Source organism: Pseudomonas sp. JZ114 (assembly GCF_051027705.1).
GTDB classification, from domain to species: domain Bacteria; phylum Pseudomonadota; class Gammaproteobacteria; order Pseudomonadales; family Pseudomonadaceae; genus Chryseomonas; species Chryseomonas luteola.
Genome location: NZ_CP069256.1, coordinates 3,555,830 through 3,575,572, shown reverse-complemented (window position 1 = coordinate 3,575,572; position 19,743 = coordinate 3,555,830). Strand labels below are relative to the sequence as shown.

18 protein-coding genes are annotated in these 19,743 nt (G+C 55.8%); 10 read left to right on the top strand and 8 right to left on the bottom strand.

Annotated features, from left to right (window positions below; translation table 11 throughout):
• The first annotated feature begins 2 nt into the window (after nucleotides 1-2).
• Nucleotides 3-218, top strand: a complete 216-nt coding sequence (locus tag JQR90_RS16850; protein WP_010795839.1) for a TOBE domain-containing protein — start codon at nucleotides 3-5, stop codon at nucleotides 216-218.
• An 82-nt stretch (nucleotides 219-300) separates the two neighbouring features.
• Here JQR90_RS16850 and JQR90_RS16845 read toward each other — a convergent pair whose 3' ends face one another.
• Both JQR90_RS16845 and trhA read right to left on the bottom strand, forming a co-directional pair.
• Nucleotides 301-4,443, bottom strand: a complete 4,143-nt coding sequence (locus tag JQR90_RS16845; RefSeq protein ID WP_434140153.1) for a CheR family methyltransferase — start codon at nucleotides 4,441-4,443, stop codon at nucleotides 301-303.
• A 250-nt stretch (nucleotides 4,444-4,693) separates the two neighbouring features.
• A complete protein-coding gene (gene trhA / locus JQR90_RS16840) occupies nucleotides 4,694-5,311 on the bottom strand; it encodes a PAQR family membrane homeostasis protein TrhA (RefSeq protein ID WP_010795837.1) in 618 nt (205 codons plus the stop codon).
• Nucleotides 5,312-5,665: 354 nt separating this feature from the next.
• Between trhA and JQR90_RS16835 the strand changes: the two genes are divergently transcribed.
• Together JQR90_RS16835 and JQR90_RS16830 are read left to right on the top strand one after the other, a co-directional pair.
• On the top strand, nucleotides 5,666-5,884 hold the full coding sequence (locus tag JQR90_RS16835; RefSeq protein ID WP_010795836.1) for a cold-shock protein: 219 nt from the start codon (nucleotides 5,666-5,668) through the stop codon (nucleotides 5,882-5,884).
• Nucleotides 5,885-5,964: 80 nt separating this feature from the next.
• The gene (locus JQR90_RS16830) at nucleotides 5,965-6,315 is read left to right on the top strand and encodes a DUF3509 domain-containing protein (RefSeq protein ID WP_010795835.1); all 351 of its coding nucleotides are present in this window, start codon (nucleotides 5,965-5,967) and stop codon (nucleotides 6,313-6,315) included.
• Between the two features lie 117 nt (nucleotides 6,316-6,432).
• Here the strand turns inward: JQR90_RS16830 and JQR90_RS16825 are convergent, their stop codons facing one another.
• Nucleotides 6,433-6,642 (bottom strand): cold-shock protein, encoded by a 210-nt coding sequence (locus JQR90_RS16825; protein WP_010795833.1) that lies wholly within the window; start codon nucleotides 6,640-6,642, stop codon nucleotides 6,433-6,435.
• A 528-nt stretch (nucleotides 6,643-7,170) separates the two neighbouring features.
• Between JQR90_RS16825 and JQR90_RS16820 the strand changes: the two genes are divergently transcribed.
• Nucleotides 7,171-7,380 carry a cold-shock protein gene (locus tag JQR90_RS16820; protein ID WP_416615003.1) on the top strand — a complete coding sequence of 70 codons (210 nt, stop codon included), beginning with the start codon at nucleotides 7,171-7,173 and terminating at the stop codon, nucleotides 7,378-7,380.
• 54 nt (nucleotides 7,381-7,434) lie between these two features.
• Nucleotides 7,435-7,701: a hypothetical protein gene (locus tag JQR90_RS16815; protein WP_010795831.1), complete on the top strand. Its 267-nt coding sequence runs from the start codon at nucleotides 7,435-7,437 to the stop codon at nucleotides 7,699-7,701.
• A 674-nt stretch (nucleotides 7,702-8,375) separates the two neighbouring features.
• Here the strand turns inward: JQR90_RS16815 and JQR90_RS16810 are convergent.
• Nucleotides 8,376-8,549, bottom strand: a complete 174-nt coding sequence (locus JQR90_RS16810; protein WP_010795829.1) for a general stress protein — start codon at nucleotides 8,547-8,549, stop codon at nucleotides 8,376-8,378.
• 272 nt (nucleotides 8,550-8,821) lie between these two features.
• Here JQR90_RS16810 and JQR90_RS16805 point away from each other — a divergent pair, with 272 nt between their 5' ends.
• The 4 genes from JQR90_RS16805 to JQR90_RS16790 all read left to right on the top strand — a co-directional run bounded on the left by JQR90_RS16805 (nucleotide 8,822) and on the right by JQR90_RS16790 (nucleotide 12,164).
• Nucleotides 8,822-9,403, top strand: a complete 582-nt coding sequence (locus tag JQR90_RS16805) for an alpha/beta hydrolase (protein ID WP_434140152.1) — start codon at nucleotides 8,822-8,824, stop codon at nucleotides 9,401-9,403.
• A gap of 58 nt (nucleotides 9,404-9,461) precedes the next feature.
• Complete coding sequence (locus JQR90_RS16800; RefSeq protein ID WP_010795827.1) at nucleotides 9,462-10,100, top strand: peroxiredoxin; 639 nt, start codon at nucleotides 9,462-9,464, stop codon at nucleotides 10,098-10,100.
• 231 nt (nucleotides 10,101-10,331) lie between these two features.
• On the top strand, nucleotides 10,332-11,774 hold the full coding sequence (locus tag JQR90_RS16795) for an ATPase domain-containing protein (protein WP_239383404.1): 1,443 nt from the start codon (nucleotides 10,332-10,334) through the stop codon (nucleotides 11,772-11,774).
• A 27-nt stretch (nucleotides 11,775-11,801) separates the two neighbouring features.
• Entirely contained in the window at nucleotides 11,802-12,164 is a 363-nt protein-coding gene (locus tag JQR90_RS16790; protein WP_074822007.1) for a response regulator, read from the top strand.
• 15 nt (nucleotides 12,165-12,179) lie between these two features.
• Here the strand turns inward: JQR90_RS16790 and JQR90_RS16785 are convergent, their stop codons facing one another.
• A complete protein-coding gene (locus JQR90_RS16785) occupies nucleotides 12,180-13,529 on the bottom strand; it encodes a cation:proton antiporter (RefSeq protein ID WP_434140151.1) in 1,350 nt (449 codons plus the stop codon).
• 178 nt (nucleotides 13,530-13,707) lie between these two features.
• Between JQR90_RS16785 and JQR90_RS16780 the strand changes: the two genes are divergently transcribed.
• Nucleotides 13,708-15,630 (top strand): PAS domain S-box protein, encoded by a 1,923-nt coding sequence (locus tag JQR90_RS16780; RefSeq protein ID WP_434140150.1) that lies wholly within the window; start codon nucleotides 13,708-13,710, stop codon nucleotides 15,628-15,630.
• A gap of 2 nt (nucleotides 15,631-15,632) precedes the next feature.
• Here the strand turns inward: JQR90_RS16780 and JQR90_RS16775 are convergent, their stop codons facing one another.
• The 3 genes from JQR90_RS16775 to JQR90_RS16765 all read right to left on the bottom strand — a co-directional run bounded on the left by JQR90_RS16775 (nucleotide 15,633) and on the right by JQR90_RS16765 (nucleotide 19,605).
• Nucleotides 15,633-16,202: an HD domain-containing protein gene (locus JQR90_RS16775; protein ID WP_010795822.1), complete on the bottom strand. Its 570-nt coding sequence runs from the start codon at nucleotides 16,200-16,202 to the stop codon at nucleotides 15,633-15,635.
• Between the two features lie 207 nt (nucleotides 16,203-16,409).
• Nucleotides 16,410-18,152 carry a ClcB-like voltage-gated chloride channel protein gene (locus JQR90_RS16770; RefSeq protein WP_010795821.1) on the bottom strand — a complete coding sequence of 581 codons (1,743 nt, stop codon included), beginning with the start codon at nucleotides 18,150-18,152 and terminating at the stop codon, nucleotides 16,410-16,412.
• Between the two features lie 142 nt (nucleotides 18,153-18,294).
• Nucleotides 18,295-19,605 (bottom strand): MFS transporter, encoded by a 1,311-nt coding sequence (locus JQR90_RS16765; RefSeq protein WP_407362357.1) that lies wholly within the window; start codon nucleotides 19,603-19,605, stop codon nucleotides 18,295-18,297.
• Between the last annotated feature and the right edge of the window lie 138 nt (nucleotides 19,606-19,743).

Sequence of the window (19,743 nt, the reverse complement as noted above, 5' to 3'; positions counted from 1 at the left end):
CCATGACCATTAAAGCCATCAACGTTCGTAACCAGTTCAAAGGCACCATCAAGGAAATCATCGAAGGGTCGGTACTTTCCGAAATTGACGTACAAACCGCTGCCGGGATCGTTACCTCCGTTATCACCACGCGCTCGGTCAAGGAGCTGGAACTGGTGGTCGGCAGCGAGGTGATTGCCTTCGTGAAGTCCACGGAGGTCTCGATCGCCAAACTCTGATTGCCACGCGGTCACCCACGTCACGCTGCCTGTAGTTATTCCCCTATAAGGCACCTTTAGCCCGCCGCGAGGCGGGCTCTTTTTAAGACCGACGCCGATTGACCGTTTCAAGCGTGTGCTGGATAAGCGTATCGAACTGGATGGGCTTGCTTAAATGAGCGTCGAAGCCCGCCTGCATTGCCTTGTCGATGTCCGTCTTGCTGCCATACCCCGTCAAGGCAATCGCTGGCGTCTGCTGGTTGAGACTGTCCAGACGCAACGCGATCATCAGCTCGTGTCCATCCATGCCCGGCATGCCAATATCGGACAGGATCAGATTAAAGACCTGCTCTTTGGCAAGTGCCAGCCCCTGCTCACCGCTACAGGCCGGCGTAACCTCGGCCCCTTCGCTTTCCAGCAGCATCTGCATGGTTTCGACAATATCTTCGGAATCATCCACCAGCAGCAGCTTGAGCCCCTGCAGTTGTCCCGCCTCCGAGCAGGCGTCGATACACTCGCAAGTCGTCTCGTCGTAGCTGCATTTCGGTATCCAGACCGTGAAGCGTGAGCCTTGGCCTAAGCCGGCCGATTCGGCTTCAATCCGGCCGTTATGAGCCTCGACCAACTGCTTTACCAGGGCCAGGCCAATGCCCAGGCCATGCCGGGCGCGCGCCGTATTGTGCATTTCAGCCTGGCCAAACATGTCGAATACCTTGGGTAGAAACTCAGGCGCAATGCCTTGTCCGGTATCGATGACATCCAGCCGGACGCTGTCGCCGTCTTCGCTCAGGCGGAGCGTAACGGTGCCGCCAGCAGGCGTGAACTTCACTGCGTTGTTAAGCAGATTCCATACGATCTGTTCCATCCGGGTGCGGTCCGCCTCGATCAGCAAGGGCTGCTCGGACACATTGGGACCCTCCAGGCGGATAGACTCGGCAACTGCCGTAGGCCGCAGGACATTGGCAATTTCCTGCAGCAGGCTGACAACATCCACTATCGTGCGATCGAGCTTGAGCTTACCGGTTCGCACACGTGAAAAATCGAGCAGATCGTCGATGATCTGGGCCTGACTGCGTACCGAGCGCTGGATCGTTTCGGCGGCGCGCAGCGTGGCGGCGGAGGCACGAACCGAGGGCGCGCGAGCAATCAACTCAACGTTCAACTGAATCAAATTCAACGGATGCTTCAGTTCATGGGACATGACGGCAAAAAACTCGTCCTTGAGCTGGCTGCTGGTTTCCGATCGGACCAGTTGATCGTCCTTCTCGCAGGCACGCTGATACTCTTCTGTGGTGTCCTGGGCGATCTTGGCATAGCCGCGTAGCTCGGTATCTTGCATAGGGTAGGTGACACCACTGCAATACAAGCGGCTGCCATCCTTGCGCTGATGCCAGCGTTTATCAAGGGAGTGGCCTTTCTCCCGGGCAATTCTAAGTTCCTCAAGGTGTATGCCCTTGGCCCGCTCTTCAGGCGTGAAGATGGTCTCGATGCAGTGCCCGGCCACCTCCGCCTCGGAATACCCGAACATGATTTCGGCGCCATGGTTCCAGGTGGTGATGAGTCCGTTTTGATCCATGGTGATGATGGCGTAGTCACTGACGCTTTGTGCCACCAGCTTCATATGGTTTTCGCTGGCGCGTACCTGCTCTTCAGCTTCGCGTCGCCCGGTTATATCAATAAAGGTGAGTACCGCGCCTTCTATTCGGTCATCCGCCGTGCGGTAGGGCAGCATCCTGGCCAGATACCAATGCCCATTCGAGGCGCAGATTTCGCGCTCGATCAGGTGCAGGGATTCGAAGACCCGGGTCGCGTCCTCAGCCAGTTCGTCGTAATCCAGCCGATGCGTGATATCGAGCAGGGAGCGTCCGGCATCGTTGGCTATGATATTGAACAACTCGGTTGCTCGGGGCGTGAACCATTTGATACGCATGCGACGGTCCACGAATACCGTGGCGATATCCGTCGAGGTGATCAGGTTTTGGAGATCGTCATTGATCTTGCCGGTCTCTTCAATTTTACTCTTGAGTTCAGCGTTAACGGTAATCAACTCTTCGTTGATCGACTGCAACTCTTCCTTGCTGGTCTCCAGCTCCTCCGTGGCCGAGCGTAACTCTTCATTAATGGCCTGAAGCTCTTCGTTTGATGCCTTGAGCTCTTCCGTCGAGGTTTCGGAGTGCTCAATGGTGAGCTGTAGCTGCTCCTTGGTGCGGTGCAGCTCCGCTTCGAGCTGGGTAAGTACGCTGTCCTTGGCTTCGGTATGAGGTGTAGTGGACTCCTGGCTCATCACATCTTCGACCTCATCGAAGATCACCAGCATGAAATCGCTGTTGGCCTCATCATCGCGGAAGGGGCGCACGACCATGTTGATGTAATACGTCCGATCGTCACGGGTGATTCGCACCCGCCGTGCCTCAACGCTTTTGTTGGACTGTATCGCCTGGAAGAGCGCGGTCCGCAGCTCAAGGCGCAACTCAGGCAGCACCAGCGTTGGCAGGTTATGAGAAGGCTCGCCGCCCACATAACGCAGGAACCGCCCGGCACGGTCCGACATGTGCACAATGTTCGATTCGTGATCGACGATTACGCTGGGCGGCGCATATTGCTCCAGTACCCGGCGATGGACTTCGGCAAAGGAAACCTTCTTGCCCCGGCCCACTTGGTGCTGAGGCAATCGCACCGTTGGATAGCCTGGACTGAATTGCAGCACTGGACGGGATCGCAATATTCCGGTCGTGTTCTTGGCGCGGTAGATGCGGTTCTTCTTGTCGACCGGCACAAATAGACTGCTGCACATGTCAGCTGATTCGGAGCTGCCCAAAAAGAGGTAGCCACCCGGCTTCAACGCAAAGTGAAATGTTTGCAGGATTTCACTTTGCACTTCACGGTCCAGATAAATCAGGAGGTTGCGGCAGCAGATTAGATCCAGTCGGGAAAAGGGAGGATCACTCAGCAGGTTATGCGCCGCAAACAAAACCCGCTCGCGAAGCTCCTTCTTGATCCGGTAATGCATCTGCTCTTTTATGAAGTGCTGGCGCAGACGGGATGGAGGGACATCCGTGACAATGGCCTGTGGATAAAGGCCGGCACGTCCTACACCCAGTGCCTGATTATCGATATCGGTTGCAAACACCTGAATTTTGGCAGGTGAGCCTCTCAGTTCTGCCTGTTCGGTGAGCAGCATGGCCAGGGAGTAGGCTTCCTCGCCTGTCGAGCAGGCTGCAGACCATACCCGCATTTCACTGTCTTCGCTCTCTGCCGCAGCGAACTGCTCGAACAGATCGGGAATAATGTCTCGCTCAAGCGTTTCGAAGGCTTCGCGGTCCCGAAAGAAGTTGGTCACGCCTATCAGCATGTCTTTGAGCAAGGCGGGCGTTTCCTCGACATGGTCATGCAGAAAGGTTGCATAACTGTTCATGTCAGGGATGGAGTTGACCTGCATGCGCCGTTCGATGCGCCGTAATATGGTAGCGGTCTTGTACTGCTTGAAATTATGGCCGGTGCGCGTTAGCAGCAGCGTCAGGATATCCCGAAGGGCCAGCTGATTCGTTCGATTTCTGATCTGAGGATCGATCTGCGGCTCGTTCTCTTCACGGGGGTCGTTGATCGGTATCTGGATATTTACCAGATTGGCAGCGACTTCCAGCAGCTTTTGTGGCATCTCAACCACAGGCAGGACGATATCCACCACACCGGTAGAAATGGCGCTGTTGGGCATCGAGTCATATTCAGCATCCTGCGGGGACTGGGCAAGGGTAATACCGCCTTGCTCCTTTACCCGTGCAAGCCCCACCGAGCCATCGGCTCCGGCACCCGATAGCACGATGCCAATGGCCCTGCTCCGATGAACATCGGCCAGTGTCCGAAAGAACAAATCGATTGCTACGTGATCCCCGCGGGTACGCTGTGGTTCTCCCAGACGCAGGTAACTGTCGTTCATGCTCAGGTCTTTGCCCGGCGGTATCACATAGACGTGATTCTTCTCGACTGGGACAGGGCTTGTGACCTGAATAACCGGCATCTTGGTTACGTTCTGCAGGATGCGGTCAGCCGCGCTTGTGTGCTTTGGCGACAGATGCATAATGACCACAAACGCCATGTTGCTATCGCTGCGCATGTGTTCAAAGAACTTCAGAAGGGCTTGCAGACCGCCTGCTGAGGCGCCGATACCTACCACCGGAAAATCAATATCGCTGCGAGTCAGGTTCTTCTGATTGTCAGGAACCGATGGTTGGGTAGTGGTGTTCATATAACCCCGTACGATCCAGCGGGTCGCCTATGGGTGAGGCGAAATGTAAGTAGCAAGCCTTGCGCAGGAGTACTGTCAGGCAAACCTGTTAAAGCTTTTATAGTGTCCAAGACAGCGCTCAAAATTAGAAACAGTGCTATGAGCAAAGACCTTCAAGCATAGTGTCTGATTCAGGTCTTTTTCAGTAGCAGATGAGTGGCTTGCTCCGGCCTGATACCTGTGTTCGCTCAATACTACTGAATTGAAGGTATCACACCACATACAGGGCGATGGTAATAAAGTGCAGCAGGCTGCCCCCCATAACGAATAAGTGCCAGATGCCATGCCAGTGGCGAAAACGGTGATCGAACGCAAAGAAAATGATCCCTAGTGTATAAAGGCAACCCCCTGTGACCAGCCAGGTAAAGCCTGCCGCGCCCAGCGACGCCAGCAATGGATTGACCGCGACCAGAACGATCCAGCCCATCACGGCATAAATCACGACAGACAGAACGCGGGCCTCGGAACGGGGTTTGATCTCCTGCAGCATACCGATGACCGCCAACCCCCAGACAATGGCGAACAGTGTCCAGCCCCAGGGACCTTTCAGTGTCACCAGGCAGAACGGCGTGTAGCTGCCAGCAATCAACAGGTAGATGGAGAGGTGATCCACCTTGCGCATGACCGTTTTCGCACGGCCCTGCACACTGTGGTAAATCGTCGAGGCGCTATAGAGCAGCACCAGCGTGACGCCATAGATAATGATGCTGATGACCTTAGCTGGTGAGCCGTCAAGGGTGGCCCGTACCAGTAGCCATACCGCACCCATGAACGCCAGGGCTGCGCCGATCAGGTGCGTCCAGGCGTTGAATCGCTCTCCGTAGTACATAGTTCTCCCAGGCTGAATGCCTTCGGTTCATATCAGTACCGCGCCTGCGCCTGCATCAGCGATAAGAACCCGTCTGGCATGGACTTTCTACACGTGCTCAATCAGGCCTGCCGCTGTGCTGAGCAGTTTGTCGCTTTGATCGCATGGCAGAGCAAGGATTCCCACCCGTCGCCGCACAGCTAAATAGCCGCACACCCCAGGCCGAATGCGCCTATGGTGAAGTAACTACGTTGCTATCATGCTGCCATGACCCCTTGAGGGTGTTTTATCTACACCCCAGCCTCTCTTTGGATCACTGCCGCCTCGGCTCGCACGGGATATTTCCCTGCGGCCTACCTTATCCAGGAGCCTTTCATGTCTGATCGTCAAACCGGTACCGTCAAATGGTTCGACCGTGTCAAAGGGTATGGCTTCATTGTTCAGGCCCAGGGGCCTGAATTGTTTGTGCACCACAAGTCGGTCAACGGTGGTCATGCGGTCAAGCAGCTGATCGCGGGCCAGCCGGTTTCCTACATTGCCGCTGAAGGCAAATTAGGGAAGGGCATGCAGGCTGAACATGTCGAGGCACTCTAGGTGCCTCGCACTGGCTTCTGGAGCCATAAACGCAGCGCTGGCTGCCAATATCTACCATTCTGCTCGGCGAGGTGTTTCACATGAAGGCGTATCTCAAGACCCTGTCATCCTCCTTTGAGGTTAACCGGCCCGTCATTTCAGCCGTTCGACCTGACGGCAGTCTGACGCTAACGTTTTCAACGCAAAACAAGGATGTGGTGGCCATACGTGTGATTTCCGCAGCCGATCTGGATGATCAGGAGCGGTTACATACGGTTATTGATGGTATCAAGACGCAGCTCGCGGTTATGGCTGGGAAAATGAACCGAAAAGCCGCCACCCGCAGCAACATGGTGTACCTCAGCCGATTCCGCAGTGAGTGGGCATTGGCACCCTTGGCACCGGGTTTTACAAAGCCGTTTATATCACCGGATGGGCCCGTGCCTACCTGATCATTGTCCAGGTGCAGGCATGCTCACGGGGTATGCCTTGGGCGAATCGGTTGGCAGGCTATTTTCCAAGGCAATAAAAAAGCCCCGCAGTGCGGGGCTTTTTTTGGATCAGGTGTCTTAAGCGACTTGAACCTGATCAGCTTGCATGCCTTTCTGACCTTTGACGGCCACGAAGGACACTGCTTGACCTTCGCTCAGGCTCTTGAAGCCTGAACTTTCGATCGAGCGATAATGGACGAACAGGTCCGGACCACTCTCAGGAGTGATAAAACCAAAACCTTTTTCATCGTTGAACCATTTGACGGTGCCATTTTGACGACCAGACATGATGTATCTCCAGGGTAAAATAAGGCTGCGGCGCTGAAACATTCAGGCCGAGACTGAGGTGCGAAAGTAAAACGAGCCGAGGAGATGAAACGAAAAACAGAACATCAAGCCAGGTATCGAAGTAGCAGTTGCAAAGCAGTGAGATCACAATACGCTTTTTTCAGCTCTTGTATACCTTTATTTTTATTTTCTCGATTATTTTTCTCTGCTAAAAACGATTTAAATAACACTTGCTCAATAAAATCAGGGTGTTAGACCAAATAAATGGCTGTCCTATAATATTTGGGAAGCATAAGTAATGGAGTAGTAATAGTCATATCTGTTTTTATTTATTCCGTCCGTCTAGGTTCAGTATAAAAGCAACACATGGACGTGAAAGAGAGTACAGTGGTCTTACTGTATAGCTAATTGTCACCGCGATGCTGACTTGATGGCCTGTCTGAAATCATCTCCTCGGTTCCTCTGCCCGTTAGGTGCAGTCTCGGCGCATTTCAAAGGCTGCCGTGATTCATACCCAGGAGAAAAATCATGTCCATTAGACATCAAGGCACTATTAAGTGGTTTAGTGAAGATAAAGGATTTGGCTTTATTATTCCGCAAGAAGGACCAGACCTTTTCATTCATACGAACTCTTTTGAAAACCGAAGCTTCAGAGGTCCGAATGAAGGCCAGCTTGTGAGTTATCAGTTGATCGTAGGGCCTAAGGGCTTCGAAGCGGGACAGGTCAGAGAGCGTTGACATAAGGCCCCGCCAAGCCGGGGTTTTTCACGTTTATTAGCGTAAGGAAAATTCATGTCGACTGACGTATCAGCCCCTGTTCTCACCTATATGAAGTCGCAGTTTCTGCCCTTGGGTTTCCAAGTGCTGGAAGAGAGCGAAAAAGGCTTCGCCGTGCGCATCTTCAATCAGCAAAGCGGTATTACCATTCTAGAAGCCAGACGAAATAGTTCACCTTATCAAATGAGCCAGGCTGAGGCGCAAGTGTGGGTGACGGGCATCAAGCGTGAAATAGATAATCAGTTTGATATTCGAAGAAAGAATAGTCTGGCCAAAGTTTAACGAGGCGCAACGGTTATTCATTAACTATACAGGTACTTCATGACTGCCTGGACAATCAAGACCAGTGACGGAAGAACGCTACATAGCTGTTCATTACGAGGAAAGTTGGTCACGGTGGTATGGCAGGAAAGAAACATACCGGCTATGTGTACTGAATCCCAGCGGCCATCTATTGAATTTCGCCATGAACATCAGGCTCATGCGTTTCTCGCTTCGCTGAAATTGTTGCGGATGGAAGAGTTCAGCGATGCCGCTATTGTGCAAACCATAGGAAGATGAATTTACCGATATTGTTTTTTAAGCTCTGGTTATCGGTGTGTCTGTTCTGCCAATTTAATTCATAAGCCCTCCGGCAATTCCCAATTGCCCTCATCAGGTTATTACCTTTACACGCTTAAGGCAGATGTCTGTGTGTAGCTCTATTTTAGAGAGGCTATACCAGACCCTCATGCGCTTGAGCTCTTCTCTGGAGGCCGAAATACTCCAAAGAGCAGGCCGCTCAGGCAGATACGTCTGAAGCGAGCGATCAGGTCATGTCAGGGAGGGTGATGATCAAAGAGGGGTATTAGAGGTTGGTAAAAGCGTGGATTTATTCAAACGGTAGGAAGTGTCTTCAGCAGCGCCTGAAAACAGAGCTTGAGCGGAAGCTGGGCCTCCGCTCAACCACTCAGCTACTAGCTGCGGCCGCCGCCATGGCTGTTCTGGCCACCTTTTTTGCCTGCTTCAGAGGCCTTCTCCCGATCGTTGGCAAAGTTACCGCCGCTGTTCTGACCCCCTTTCTTGCCTGCTTCGGAGGCTTTTTCGCGGTCGTTGGCAAAATTTCCTGGGTTGTCGTTTTTAGCAGTCATTTGAATTCTCCAGGGGGAACCCTGATTCGGCTATTGATGATCAACAGCCTTCCTAGGTAAGGAGAGGGATATCCGCCGGGAGTTCAGATATTACGGGCTGATGGTAATAAAGAAGACCAATGGCATAGGAGGCGTAATCATCCAGGACACGCATAGCAGCCTGTCGAGGAATAAGCCATATTCCATTAAAGAATAAATCAATTATTACTTATTCTTTGTGCGTATTTTAGGTGTGCGTACACTGCTGGCATGACTCCTGTAGAGGCATCGCCATGGGCACCACCCCGATACACTATCTGATCGTTCCCGGCTGGCAGGGCTCGCCTGCCAATCATTGGCAAAGCCACTGGCAGCGTGTTCTGCCTGATTGCTCTCGGGTAGAGCAAAAGGATTGGTTCACGCCGCAACGTCAGGAATGGGTGGATGAGCTGGAGCGCAGTCTGAAGGCCTGCCACGCTCCGGTTATCCTGATCGCCCACAGCCTGGGCTGTGCAACCGTGGCCCATTGGGCCGAGCAGGCCGACCCTGAAACAAGACAGCATGTAGTCGGTGCGTTGCTGGTTGCACCTGCAGACGTCGAGCGACCGGCCTGTCCCGCGCCGCTAAAGAATTTTGCGCCATTGCCTCGGCAGGCTCTGCCGTTTCCGGCGCTGCTTGTCGGCTCCGGTAACGACCCGGCTGCCACACCGGAGCGCGCGCGTTATCTGGCGAATACCTGGGGTGCCGCCTCAACGATCCTGGCCGATGTCGGTCACATCAATGTGAAGTCCGGTCATGAACGCTGGGAGGACGGTTTCACATTCCTGTACCAGCTGCAGCATCAAATCGAGCGAACGTCACGATACCGGGCTTAACTTATCCGGACCATCTGCGCAGGCAGGTGGCCCCTTGAACCGATACTGGAGGATCACCATGAGCCTTAGATTGGGCGATATAGCACCCGATTTCGAACAGGATTCCAGCGAAGGCCGTATTCGTTTTCACGAGTGGCTGGGCGATAGCTGGGGCGTGCTGTTCTCGCACCCGGCCGATTTCACGCCCGTCTGTACGACAGAGCTTGGGTTCACGGCCAAGCTAAAGGACGAATTCGCAGCCCGAAACGTCAAGGTCATTGCCCTGTCGGTCGATCCGGCTGATTCTCACCGCCGCTGGATCGATGACATCAACGACACTCAGAAGACCACCGTCAACTTTCCCATTATTGCCGATGAAGATCGGAAAGTGTCGGGCCTGTACGACATGATCCATCCGAACGCGAACGACTCGCTGACGGTTCGCTCGTTGTTTGTCATCGACCCGAACAAAAAGGTCCGGCTGATCATCACGTACCCCGCCAGCACGGGACGTAACTTCAATGAGATCCTGCGGGTGATCGATTCGCTGCAGCTGACCGATAACCATAAGGTGGCTACGCCAGCCAACTGGGAGCAGGGTGGCGATGTGGTGATCGTGCCTTCGCTCAAGGATGAAGACGAGATCAAGCAGCGCTTCCCGAAAGGCTATCAGGCGCTGCGCCCCTACCTGCGCATGACGCCTCAGCCAGACAAGTAACATTCTCCTCAGGGAGCGGCAGCTACCGCTCCCGTCTCTACAGGCGTGGTGCCCCAGGCGTTGCCGTCTGAGAACTCCTGCTCATTTGTCATCTCTGATAAGTACCCTGGGCCTCTCTCCGAAGCATTCATCTGGATATTTCAGGCGCTGAGCCATAGTCTTGTCGACCTGTTCAGACCGCCACGGTGTGGTCGATCAATGATCTTTTACTCTCTGGCAGGGCCAATCGAATTGAAGCAACTAACGCGCCTGGAAAGTGGAATCGAGGGGCTGGATACCTTATTACGGGGCGGCTTTGTGGCCGGCGCGTCATATGTCATTCAGGGCCGTCCGGGTTCTGGCAAGACAATTCTGGCCAATCAGATTGCCTTCAACCATGTGCGCAAGGGTGAGCGTGTCCTGTTCGCCACGTTGTTGTCCGAATCCCATGAGCGGATGTTCCAGTTTCTTTCCACGCTCAGCTTTTTCGATCACAGCCAGATCGGCGGTGATATCCAATACCTTAGTGCGTTCGACACCATGGAGCAGGAAGGGCTGGAGCCGGTCGTCAAGCTGCTGCGCCGGGAGATCTCCCGGCAAAAGGCGACGCTGCTGGTGGTCGATGGACTGCTCAATGCCCGCTCCAGAGCCGAAACGCCTTTGGACACGAAGCGATTTATTGCCGAATTGCAGGCCCATGCCGCCTTTGCCAATTGTACGGTTCTGTTCCTGACCAGCTCACGTCTCGATGACGGCAGCCCCGAGTTGACCATGGTCGACGGTGTGCTGGACGTGGGCGAGGAGATTCGTGGCGTGCGCTCCATTCGTCGCATGAGCCTGCGCAAGACGCGTGGTAGCCCTGCGATTGCCGGGCTGCATGAGTATCAGATCACTGAAGATGGGTTTGTGGTCTATCCAAGGCTCGAGGCTGTCTACAACACGCCTTATCGTCCGGAACAGATTGATGAGCGCCGAGTCGGCACAGGGCTGACCAGTTTTGACCAGATGCTTGCAGGAGGCCTTAGTCAATCCTCCATCTCCTTGCTGATGGGGCCGTCAGGCAGCGGCAAAACCTCCATGGGCCTGAGCTTTATTGCCCAGTCCTCTCTGGAGGAACCTGGCGTGATCTTCGGGTTTTACGAGACGCCAGACCGGCTCCGCATCAAGGCACGCAGTATAGGGCTGGATCTGGGCGGCCTGATCGATAGCGGCGCTGTACATATTCATTGGCAGCCAACGGTTGAGTTGCAGCTGGATAAAGTAGGCCATCAGATTATTGATGAGGTCCGCCGATTGAAGGCCAGGCGGTTATTGATTGACAGCCTCGGCGCCATTGCTCGCATGGCCAGCAAGGAGGATCGACTCATGGAATTCTTTACCGCGCTCACCAACCAGCTCAGGTCTATGGGTGTCACAGTGTATGGCACGTGGGAGATGAAAGACCTCTTCGGGTCGGATATTCACGCGCCTGCGCCTGAACTGTCAGGCATTACAGACAATCTGTTCATGATGCGCTATGCGGAATTGAATGCCGAACTCAAGCGGGTCATTTCCATATTGAAGGTGCGGGACAGCCACTTCGACCCGTCACTTCGTGAAATTGTTATCAGTGATAGTGGTATTGATTTAGCTAAGGCTTTCAGAAATGCGGAGATGGTTCTTTCAGGCTCAGCAACGTCGAACAGTCAGGGCTGACGTCGTCATTACAGGGAAGGTAAATACATGACGACGATTCTGGTGGTCGATGATGAGTTTTTAATCGCAGAAATTCTCTCGTTCGCGCTTGAGGATGCCGGGTTCCAGGTCAAAACGGCCAGCAATGGCCAAAAGGCGCTGGATGCCTTGCTGCGCGAGCAGCCTGCGCTGGTCATCACGGATTTCATGATGCCCTTGATGAATGGCATGGAGTTGGCCCAGGCCATTCACGACCATCCCGATCTCAAGGCGATACCCATCATCCTGACCACCGGTGCGCAGGCGCATATCGCTCAGCAGAACCAGCATCTGTTCAATGCCATCTTCGAAAAGCCTTTCGACGTCTTCAAAGTCATCGACACGGTCAAAGCACTTACCGACACGGTATAAGCCCCGCGCGCTAGCTCATGCCTGTTCTTTCGCATGTTTACGCTCATAGCGATCCAGCAAGGGCTGGGTAGTGACTCCGTGCAGCAGGATGCTGATAGTTACGACGGTCAAAGTGATGTCGATACTGTCCTTGAGTGAGCCTTCCGTAAGGCCGTGGTTCAGGGCATAACTCAGGTAGTACAGGCTGCCGATCCCTCGTATGCCGAACCAGCCGATCAGTGTGCGCTGGGCAGGGGTCGCCCAACGTCGACCCATCAGCAAGTACACACTTAAAGGGCGGATCGCGCAGAACAATATCAGCGCCAGCCCTGCCGCGCGCCAATCCCAGTGGGGGTAGAGCAATACGCCCAGCAGCGTGACCAGCAACACTTCCAGGGAGCGTTCCAGCAGGTTGCCAAAGGCCAGCATGTCACCCATCAGCACACCGGCTGCCACGGTGGGGCTGCTCAGTTTGTCCTGGTCGAGCTGATTGGCCTGTACGACCGATCCGGTCATGTGACCCAGTACCGGCTGGGTCTGCTCCTCGGCTGGAATCTTGGCGTGGCCGGAGGATGAGACCTCCACTCGACGCAACCCCACGCCCGCTGCAAACACGGCAAGAAAGCCCCAGGCGCCGACCAGATCGGCCAGTACATAGGCCAGACCTATCAGGGCCAGTGCAAGAAAGTCATTGGGAGAGATGACGCTATCGCGGTGCTTGATCCGCAGGTAAATGGAGAATCGCCCCATCAACCGCCCCAGGGTGTAGCCGATTAGAAGGCCTGCAGGCACGGCCCAGAGCAGGCGATGCAGAACCCATTCACCCAGCCAGTCAGCCTGTACGCTATCGTGGTGCATGACCAGCAGGGCCAGGGCAACAAACGGAAAGGCCGTGCCGTCATTGAGGCCCGCCTCACCGGACAGCGAGTAGCGCACCCGGTCGAAGTCCCGGGCATGAACGACCTGGACGAGCCCGGCCAGGACAGGGTCGGTAGGGGCCAGTGCCGCGCCGATGAGAAGGGAGGTGCCCCAGTTGAGACCAAACAGGTAGTGACAGACCAGGGTACTGCCGGTAATACAGCACAGCATGATCGGTCCGGCCAGCATGTAGGCACCGCGCCAGGCCGGGTCTGTCAGGGGTAATCGCAATTTGAGTCCGGTCACGAACAGGGAGATCAGAACGGCAACTTCCGTCAGATGCTCCATCCAGGGGGCCACGTCCTGAAAGCTTTCCTGCCAGAGGCCCAGCCCCAGCGGGCCAATAGCAATGCCAAATGCCAGGCAAACGACGGATGTAGTGACAGGAAGCCAGCGAAGGTAGGCCGATGCCAGGGCCAGAACCAGCAGTAACGTACTGAGTACGCCTGCCCATTGAATGAAAGTCATGCGCTCATGGATACCTGATACTGAAACGTTATGGTTCGAGACATGACAGGGCGTACTGGTTCAGGTTATCGGATCAAAACGCTATCAATGACATACTGTGGCCTGACGAAACCATGAGCAGAAACGGCTGCTTATCTGTCAGACTGTGAAATAGTCCCGCTTTAGCCTGACCATTGCCATGTTGCCAGCAGCCGATCCTTCTTACGAAACCGAACGCTTGCGCGTCCTGAATGCGCTTGAGCTGATGGATTCGCCTGCCGAGCCTTTTTTCGACCGGATTACCCGGCTGGCGGTACGTACACTGGGTATGCCCATCGCCTATATCTCGCTGGTGGATGACAAGCGGCAATGGTTCAAGTCCCAGATTGGCCTGGATATCGTGGAAACCAGTCGGGAGTCCTCTTTCTGCGCTCATACGGTATTGGCGCAGCAGGCTATCTTTATCGAAGACACAACGCTGGATGAGCGGTTTAAAAACCATCATCTCGTCAAGGGTGGCAAGCATATTCGCTTTTATGCCGGGATCCCCATCACGAGTATCGAAGGACTGGCGCTCGGTGCACTGTGTGTCATGGACACAACACCGCGCAGGCTGGAGGCAGAAGAGCTTGAGGTGCTCAACGACCTGGCCGCCCTGGTCTGTCATGAGGTTCAGCTGCGCGAAACAACCCTGCTGGCCCGCCGTCACGTCAAACGGTCGAAAGCGGTGTTCGAGACACGTGAGGCGCGCTTTCGCGCCATTTTCGAACGGGCTGCCGTAGGCATCTCTCTGGTAGGCAGGAATGATCAGTGGATCGATATCAACGATGCGCTCTGCCGCATCCTTGGTTACAGCCGCGAGGAGCTGCAAACGCTGACGTTCTGGGAGCTTATTCATCCGGACGACCTGGAGGAGTTCAGGCAGTTGGCCGAGTGGCTCAGTACCGGCAGGATCGATGCCATCGACCTTGAGCGGCGGGCGCTCAATAAGCAGGGCGAGCCGGTATGGGTCCGGCTGAGTGTAAGCCGTCTGGAGGATCACGACGGCAATGCCAGCAGCATCGTCGCGATCATTATCGATGTTCATGCGCGCAAGGAAGCCGAAGAGGCCCTGGCGGCTCTAAAGGAGGATCTGGAGCAGCGTGTAGTGCTTCGAACCCATGAGCTTCAACGTGCCAATGAGCAGCTATCCCAGGCAATGGCGCACCAGCTACAGTCTGAGCAGGCGCTTCGTCGGCGTGAGGCAGAACTCAGCAGCGTGATCGAGCATGCCAATGATGCCTATGTCCGTATTGACGAGGCGGGGATTGTCACAGCCTGGAATCGTCAGGCAGTCGAAACCTTTGGCTGGACGGTGGAAGAAGCTCTGGGCCAGCCGTTGAGTGACATGATTATTCCGCCTGCCCTGCGCGAAGCGCATCGGGTGGGAATGGCCCGTTATTTGTCGACCGGTGAGGCTAAGGTGCTCAACCAGCGCCTGGAACTGCCTGCCATACGGCGTGATGGGTCTGATATTCCGGTCGAGGTGCGTATCCGAGCTCTGAATGTAGAGGGGCAGTCCTTTTTCAGCGCTTTCCTGCACGATATTTCCGAGCGCAAGGCGGCTGAAGCAAGACGTGAATACGAAGCGCGCCATGATGCACTGACGGGACTATTGAATCGTCGTGCCCTGATGGACGTCTTGCCCAAGGCCATTACGCGAGCTGAGCGGAACAAGGTGGATCTGGCGCTACTCTTTCTCGATCTGGATGGTTTCAAGGCCGTCAACGATGCCCGGGGACATGATGCCGGCGATGCGCTGCTGCGTGAAATCGCAAAGCGCTTGCAAGAGGGCGTCCGCAAGTCCGATGAAGTCATCCGCTTGGGCGGCGATGAGTTCACGGTCATGCTGGAAGGGCTTGTGGATGGCGCAAGTGATGCGTGTCGTCTGGCCAGCCTTCTGCTTGAAAAGATTCAGGCGCCGATCTGGCTGGGAGACTACGAGGCCAGAGTAAGTGCCAGTATTGGCATCACGCTCTACACGCCGGGCTCTGCCCTCTCGGCGGACGACCTTATCAAGACTGCCGACACGGCCATGTATGAGGCAAAACGGGCCGGCAAGGCCCGGTTTCATCTCATGTAAGCCTAGTGAGCGACTGTTCTGCGCTCGGTTTCTTCATCCAGCTGCTCACGGATGGCAGCCAGCAACGGGTGTGCGGAGGTGTATTGGCGGCCGTAGTTCAGGTTGAAGCCATAGTCGAAGTCTGGCGGATTCAAGCCTTGGTTGTGCTGGAGAATGGTCTCGAGCTTATCCAGGCCCTTGGCAAGCTTGGCCTCTGGAGAGGAGCCGTTCTCGTACTCGTCCCACAACGCCAGAAAACGTTCCTGACGCTCCGCAGGGAGCGAGGCCAGCAGGGTTTGCAAGTCCTGGCGTTCCTGCCCGGACTTGCTCAGGCCCGGTCGCTGTAGCACGGCCGGAATATCACCGCTGATGGCTTCGCCCAGGTCATGGATAAGGCAGATTTTCAGCAGCTTGGCAAAGTCGATGCCTTGGAGTTCGTCTTCGTACACCATGGCCATGAGGCATAGCCGCCAGGTGTGTTCCGCGGTGCTCTCCTGCTTTCCCGAGCGGGTATAGGCGGTGCGAAGGGTATCCTTCAGCATCTCGGCATCCTTGAGAAAGCGGAGTGTTCCCATTAATTCGCTTAGTGTCATGCAGGCCACTCCTGTCAGGGTGAATCAATACAACGAATCGAGTGCGCAGGGCCTGAATGTGCAGGCACGGCGCGGGACGCTCGATAGATGATGGCTTGGACAGCACAAAGGTGAAAAGGTGAGAGAAGATTGGGTCTTCCCGCATTAACGCCTGACGCAAGAGACAGCAGGGCATTGCCACCGGGGCGATACCCTGCAAAACCCGCCTTATAAATACAGCTTCAGGTGCGCCAGGACCTGACTTTTCGATATATAGCCCAAAAGCCTGGGGCAGGCCTGGCTTTCTACCACCGGCAGGCGTTCGCCGGGATGGTTCAGGAAGGCTTCCAGGGCAACCGTGAGGTTATCGTAAGGGTGCAGCAGGGGAAGCGTATGACCCGGCAGGTCCCTGGCGAGCAGGTTGGCATCAAGTGTTCCAGCCGCCTGGGCTCTGTTGAGGTCTCGCAGCGCGACGATCTTGACCAGCAGGCCATTTTCGTCGATTACGTACACAAACTTGACGATCTGTTCGCGGAACGTTTGCAGCACTTCTTCCAGCGTGGCTGATGCTGGTACGGTTTGAGCGCCCTCGTTAAGAATGGCTTTAACCTTGAGGTTGCGCGTCTGGTTACGGGCTTTCCAGAGTTCGTTGTTTTTGGCGGTCACGGCGTACATGGAGCGGGGCGAGAATGCGCCGCTGATGTAGTAGCCAGCCACCACGCACAGCAGCAACGGCAGCACGATGTCATAGCTCAACGTCATCTCGAACACCATGAGGATTGCCATGAGCGGCGCCCGGCTGGTGGCAGCGAGAAACGCGCCCATGCCGACCACGACATAGGTAAAGGTTGGCGCATGCAGGGTAGGGGCGAGATGCTCGACCAGGCTGGCAAACAGCACACCGATGGCGGCGCCGACAAACAAGGTCGGCGTGAAAATGCCGCCTACCGTTCCCGTACCGGCTGAGGCGGTTGTCGCCAGGACCTTGAAGACCAGCAGAGCCGCCACGGCTGTCCAGGGCCATGGGTGGTTGATGAAGTCATTGATGACGCTATAGCCGTTACCCCAGGTCTGTGGATAGAAGACTGAAATCAGGCCGACCACGAGGCCGCCGCACCCCAGCTTGACGGGCAGCGGCAGGTGAATCTGGTCGATTCGCTTGCGCGAGTGTTCTAGCAGCCAGAGAAAGAGCGGGGCCAGCGCGCCGAGCAGAATCCCCAGCAGGATGAACATCAGGTCTTGCGACAGGCTCAGGGGCTCGAACAGCGGTACGCTGTAGATCGAGTGATACCCCGGCAGCGAGCGCATGGTGAGGTTGGCTACCACGGACGCCATGATCAGCGGAGGCATGCGCTCCGCCACGATGGAGCCTAATACGATCTCTGCCACGAAGAAGGCACCGGCAATCGGGGCGTTGTATACAGAGGTGATCCCGGCTGCGGCCCCGCAGGCCACCAGGGTCCGCATCTGCTCCGGTGAGATCGTGCGAAAGCGACCCACCAAAGAGGCGCAGAGGGCGGCCAGCTGCACCATGGGGCCTTCTTGTCCGATAGAGGAGCCGGTGGCAATCGAGCACAGTGAAGATGAACTGCGTGCCAGCGTCTGCCGAACCGGGATACGGCCATCGCCCAAGGTGATGGCTTCCATATAGTCCGAATGCGCCGTGGCCTTGGTATAGCGTCGACTGAGCAGGAGCAGGAAGCCCGCCACGATCCCGCCCAGAGTAGGCACGATCAGGCGCATGTACCATTCGCTGGACTGGGCCAGCTCGACCACGTCGGCCGTTTTGCCGAAGGCCGCGAGATGGATGAGGTCAATCGCATGGCGGAAGCCCAGCGTGACCAGCGCCCCGACGATCCCGATCGGGATGGCCCAGAGCAGGGTACTCAGGTTTTCAGCATCGCCGAGTCGTTCGCTCAGGTGCTGCCAGGTTTGACGAAAGGACGATACCAGCCGGGTGATAACCCTCATAAACAATCCGAAGCCACAAGAAATGCTGTTCGGATCATGGACCATGCCTTGCGCAAGGGCTATCCCCTAGTTATGGCAAAAGCGTCCTGATTGATGCTGGCTGCGACAAAAAAGGCCCCTTGCGGGGCCTTTTGGGGAGGGGTTACTCGTGGGTAATGCGAGAGTGGTCGCGTGTGTCTTTCATGAACAGGTAGACCAGAAGCGAGCAGGCGATACAGCCGGTAACATACCAGTAGTAGCCGGTCTCCATGCCGATGCTCTTGAACCACAGGGCTACGTATTCCGCGGTGCCGCCAAAGATCGAAACGGTCAGTGCATAGGGCAGACCCACACCCAGGGCACGGATTTCAGTGGGGAACAGTTCGGCTTTCACCACCGCATTGATCGAGGTGTAGCCGCTGACGATGACCAGTGCCGCCATGATCAGGAAGAACGCGCCCCACATGGATTGGATGGTGTGCAGCGCAGACAGGATCGGAACGGTGAATATCGTGCCCAGTACCCCGAAGGCGATCAGGATGGGGCGACGGCCGATCTTATCGGACAGCGCGCCTACTACGGGTTGCAGCAGCATGAAGAGAAACAGCGTGGCCGCCGAAATCATGGTCGAGTCGGACTTGCTCATGCCTACGGTGTTTACCAGATACTTCTGCATGTAGGTGGTGTAGGTGTAGAACGCCAGGGTGCCGCCCATGGTCAGGCCTACCACGGTCAGCAGCTCCTTGGGGTGGCGCATCAGCGTACGCATCAGGCTTTCTTGGACGACGCTTTCATCCTTTTTCTTGAAGGAGGCGGTTTCTTCCATTCCACGGCGCAGGTATAGCGCGGTGACAGCGCAGGCCGCACCGATCAGGAACGGAATGCGCCAGCCCCAGCTTTCCAGCTGCTCGTTGGTCAACGTCAGCTGCAGGATGATCAATACTGCCAGGGCGATGAGCTGGCCTGAGATCAGTGTGACGTACTGGAAGCTGGAGAAAAAGCCACGGCGTTCCTTGGTCGCCATCTCACTGAGGTACGTGGCGGAGGTGCCGTATTCGCCCCCCACGGAAAGCCCTTGTAAGAGGCGGGCCAGCACCAGCAGGACGGGAGCGGCTACCCCGATGGTGGCATAGCTGGGCGTGAGTGCGATGATCAGCGAGCCGCCGCACATCATGACGACCGACAGCATCAACGCAGCCTTACGCCCTTTTTTATCGGCATAAACGCCCATCAGCCAGCCGCCGATGGGACGCATCAGAAAACCTACGGCAAAGATGGCGGCCGTGTTCAGCAGTTGAGCGGTGAGGTCGCCTTGCGGAAAGAAGGCCTTGGCGAAATAAAGCGAGAAGGCGGCATAGACGTACCAGTCGTACCATTCGACCAGGTTACCAACGGAGCCACTAAAGATGGATTTGATGCGCTGTGACGTGGTCTTGGGCGTTACGCCCGTGGCCAGGGTGGCGGTGCTTTCCATTCGGAATCCTCTCTTATCATTGTTGTATGCCGCTGCGTGAACGCACGGCTTGTCATCCTGACTGCACGAGACGTGCCATCAGGGTGCTGGCCGTATCCAGCGGGTTGTAGAGGAGGATGTAAGCGGAATCTTGCCGAA

Coding starts and splice junctions, on each gene's coding strand:
- JQR90_RS16850 (WP_010795839.1), top strand. CDS start 3: ATGACCATTAAAGCCATCAACGTTCGTAACCAGTTCAAAGGCACCATC.
- JQR90_RS16845 (WP_434140153.1), bottom strand. CDS start 4,443: ATGAACACCACTACCCAACCATCGGTTCCTGACAATCAGAAGAACCTG.
- trhA (WP_010795837.1), bottom strand. CDS start 5,311: ATGTACTACGGAGAGCGATTCAACGCCTGGACGCACCTGATCGGCGCA.
- JQR90_RS16835 (WP_010795836.1), top strand. CDS start 5,666: ATGTCTGATCGTCAAACCGGTACCGTCAAATGGTTCGACCGTGTCAAA.
- JQR90_RS16830 (WP_010795835.1), top strand. CDS start 5,965: ATGAAGGCGTATCTCAAGACCCTGTCATCCTCCTTTGAGGTTAACCGG.
- JQR90_RS16825 (WP_010795833.1), bottom strand. CDS start 6,642: ATGTCTGGTCGTCAAAATGGCACCGTCAAATGGTTCAACGATGAAAAA.
- JQR90_RS16820 (WP_416615003.1), top strand. CDS start 7,171: ATGTCCATTAGACATCAAGGCACTATTAAGTGGTTTAGTGAAGATAAA.
- JQR90_RS16815 (WP_010795831.1), top strand. CDS start 7,435: ATGTCGACTGACGTATCAGCCCCTGTTCTCACCTATATGAAGTCGCAG.
- JQR90_RS16810 (WP_010795829.1), bottom strand. CDS start 8,549: ATGACTGCTAAAAACGACAACCCAGGAAATTTTGCCAACGACCGCGAA.
- JQR90_RS16805 (WP_434140152.1), top strand. CDS start 8,822: ATGGGCACCACCCCGATACACTATCTGATCGTTCCCGGCTGGCAGGGC.
- JQR90_RS16800 (WP_010795827.1), top strand. CDS start 9,462: ATGAGCCTTAGATTGGGCGATATAGCACCCGATTTCGAACAGGATTCC.
- JQR90_RS16790 (WP_074822007.1), top strand. CDS start 11,802: ATGACGACGATTCTGGTGGTCGATGATGAGTTTTTAATCGCAGAAATT.
- JQR90_RS16785 (WP_434140151.1), bottom strand. CDS start 13,529: ATGACTTTCATTCAATGGGCAGGCGTACTCAGTACGTTACTGCTGGTT.
- JQR90_RS16780 (WP_434140150.1), top strand. CDS start 13,708: ATGTTGCCAGCAGCCGATCCTTCTTACGAAACCGAACGCTTGCGCGTC.
- JQR90_RS16775 (WP_010795822.1), bottom strand. CDS start 16,202: ATGACACTAAGCGAATTAATGGGAACACTCCGCTTTCTCAAGGATGCC.
- JQR90_RS16770 (WP_010795821.1), bottom strand. CDS start 18,152: ATGAGGGTTATCACCCGGCTGGTATCGTCCTTTCGTCAAACCTGGCAG.
- JQR90_RS16765 (WP_407362357.1), bottom strand. CDS start 19,605: ATGGAAAGCACCGCCACCCTGGCCACGGGCGTAACGCCCAAGACCACG.